The sequence below is a fragment of the Brevundimonas sp. genome (genome assembly GCF_036399195.1).
Classification (GTDB): domain Bacteria; phylum Pseudomonadota; class Alphaproteobacteria; order Caulobacterales; family Caulobacteraceae; genus Brevundimonas.
On record NZ_DASWNO010000040.1, the window covers coordinates 1 to 2,836 of the forward strand.

Genomic DNA, 2,836 nt, shown 5'->3' on the forward strand with positions numbered 1-2,836 from the left:
GTCGACCTCGCCCAGCGCCGACAGGAACAGCACCGGCGTCTGGTCGCCGTCCTTGCGCAGGGTTTCGACCATGCCGATGCCGTCCAGCCGCGGCATCATGCGATCGACCACATAGACGTCGTAGCCGCCCTTCTGCGCCTCGAGCAGGCCGAAGGCGCCGTCGACGGCGTGGGTCGGCTCGTGACCGGCCTCGGTCAGGCCCCGGACCATCGCGGTCGCGGCCTCGGCGTCGTCCTCGACCACCAGAATGCGCATGGAATCAGCCCCTCGAACGTGAATCGCCGCCGATGGTAGCGCATCGGCGGCGATCCGGGCAGTTACGGCTTGTACAGGTGATTACTCGCCGTCGTTGAACCGCATCGGCACGGGCACGACATTGCCCTGCGGCGTCCGGATGTACAGCAGCACGGCGGGACGGCCCGCCTGTTTCGCGGCTGCGACGGCCGCCCGGAACTCGGCGGCTGACGTCACCGCTTGGGTGTTCACCCGGGTGATGACGAAGCCGGCCTGGAGGCCCAGCCGCCCCGCAGGGGTTGCGCGCGCCACATCTGTGATGATCACGCCGTTGACGCTCTCCGGGATGCTGTAGCGCGCCCGCAAGGCGGCGGTGAGAGACGTAACACTGATGCCCTCGACCGGCTCGCCCTGTGCAGCGGGCGGCTGCAGCGGCGTCACGCCGGCGCCTCCGCCGGCATCGTCCGCGTTGAGCTCGGCTTTCGGGGGTCGGGCGCCCGAACGGACGTTCAACGTCTGGCGGCGGCCGCCGCGAAGAACCTCGAGACGGATCGTCTCGCCCGGACGCGCCTCGCCCACCCGGCGAGAGGCCTCAGTGCTGTTAGCCACCGGCTGGCCGTTGACGGCCACGATGAGATCGTCGACGCGAACACCGGCCTGCGCCCCCGGCCCGCCCTCGGTGACGTTCTCGACGAGCGCGCCCTTGAAGTCGCGCGGCTGCCCCAGAGCCTCCCACCCGTCCGGACTCAGGGTCCGCAGGCCGAGGCCGACAAAGCCCCGCTCGACCCGGCCTCGCTCCATCAGCTGGTCGGTAACGCTCTTGGCGATGTTGGCGGGGATGGCGAAGCCGATGCCGACCGATCCGCCTGTCTGGGAATAGATGGCGGAGTTCACGCCAATCACGCGGCCGTAGATGTCGAAGGTCGGACCGCCCGAGTTGCCGCGGTTGATCGCGGCGTCGATCTGCAGGAAGTCGACGTACTGGGCCGTCTCGTCATCGAGGTTCTGGCGTGACAGGGCAGAGACGATGCCGGCCGTGGCGGTGCCGCCGAGACCGAACGGGTTGCCGACGGCGATGACCCAGTCGCCGACGCGAGGCTGGGCGCGGTCCTCGAACGAGACGAACGGGAAGTCGCGGCCGTCGACCTTGATCACGGCCAGGTCGGTGTCCTCGTCCCGGCCCACCACCGTGGCCTCGAGCTCACGCCCGTCCGCCAGCTTGACCGTGATCTCGGTGGCGTCGGCGACGACATGGTTGTTGGTGACGATGAAGCCGTTGGCCGCGATAAAGAAGCCCGAGCCCGCGCCCATGGCCGTGGCGCCGCCCTCGCCTTCCTCGCCCTCCGGGGCCGGCTGCTGGCCGCCGTTCGGATTCGGGATGGCGAAGGGCAGGCCCGGGATCTGGATCATGCTCGGCTGGCGCACGCGGGTCTTGACGTCGATCTGCACCACGGCGGGCGCGACCTGGGCGAAGATGTCGGCGAAGCTGAGCGGCGCGCCCTGCGGCGGCGCGAAGGCCAGGCCGGAGGCGCCCGCGCTTGGGGCCAGCCGTCCGCTGACGCCAGCCACCGGACCCGCCTCGGCGGTCGGCCAGTCGATCACGCCCCCGGCGGTGGCCGCGGCGGCGAAGGCGAGGCCGGCGACGGCCCCCAGCATGAATTCCTTGCGCTTCATCATGGAGTGCTTTGCGTTCCTCTCGGGCGTCGAAACGCCCCTGTTCGACGAAGAATATAGGGTCGGCGGCCAAGACACCAACGCACCAGCGCGATGTTCGGGCCGCCGAACGTCAGTCGTCAGACGCCTTTGCGTCAGGATCACGGCGAACCTCGGCCTCGGCGAGAATATCCGCCAGCCGCGCCTCCTCGTCGGGCGACAGGGGCGCGGTATCTCCGTTCGGGCGTCGGGCGCGGCGGATCAGCGCGGCGGCGACGAGCAGCAACGCCGCCAGCGGCCCGAACCACAACAGCCAGGTGCCCAGCCGCACCGGCGGCTTGAACAGGACGAAGTCGCCGTAGCGCCGCACCAGATCCTGGCGGATATGTTTGTCCGTCCGCCCCGCCGCGATCTCTTCGCGCACCAGCCGGCGCATGTCGGCGGCGATGCCGGCGGGGCTGTCGGCGATGGCCTCGTGCTGACAGACCACGCAGCGGATGTCGTCGAACAGCGCCTGCGCCCGCGCCTCCTGGGCCGCCTGCGGCAGGGGCTGGTCGGGGATCGGCGGGGGCTCCTGGGCGATGGCCGGAGCGGCGAGCGTCAGCAAGCATGCACACAGCAAGAAAAATCCGCTCATCCCCGCGAAAGCGGGGACCCAGTTCTGTCCAGCGGGACACGGGCGTTTCCGGACACCAGTCCCGGGTCTCAGGGCACAGGCAACATCACCCAAAGCACTGGGTCCCCGCTTTCGCGGGGATGAGCGGAAGATTGGCAGGTTCATCGGGCAGCCCCGGATCGCCCGCCGACCCCCAGCCGCAGCCGCCGGTCCAGCAGCGACAGCACCCCGCCCAGCGCCATGATCGCGGGCCCGAGGAAGATCAGCCGCGCCCACGGGTTCCACCACACGCGCACGCTCCACGCCGGCGCGCCCGCCGCGGTCCGTCCGCGC

Annotated in this window: 4 protein-coding genes; all 4 read right to left on the bottom strand. The window is 70.6% G+C overall.

Going from position 1 to position 2,836, the window contains the following annotated elements; translation table 11 throughout:
* Positions 1–255: response regulator (locus VGB60_RS02260; RefSeq protein WP_331036658.1), on the bottom strand; the 255-nt coding region annotated here is incomplete at its 3' end.
* Positions 256–336: 81 nt separating this feature from the next.
* Positions 337–1,911, bottom strand: coding sequence for a Do family serine endopeptidase (locus VGB60_RS02265; protein WP_331036659.1), 1,575 nt, complete (start codon positions 1,909–1,911; stop codon positions 337–339).
* Positions 1,912–2,020: 109 nt separating this feature from the next.
* The gene (locus VGB60_RS02270) at positions 2,021–2,494 is read right to left on the bottom strand and encodes a cytochrome c-type biogenesis protein (RefSeq protein WP_331036660.1); all 474 of its coding nucleotides are present in this window, start codon (positions 2,492–2,494) and stop codon (positions 2,021–2,023) included.
* 170 nt (positions 2,495–2,664) lie between these two features.
* The coding region (locus VGB60_RS02275) for a cytochrome c-type biogenesis CcmF C-terminal domain-containing protein (protein WP_331036661.1) at positions 2,665–2,836 on the bottom strand (172 nt) is incomplete at its 5' end.

Bases quoted from the DNA above. Each gene is read 5' to 3' on its own strand.
- VGB60_RS02265 (WP_331036659.1), bottom strand. From the start codon at position 1,911: ATGATGAAGCGCAAGGAATTCATGCTGGGGGCCGTCGCCGGCCTCGCC.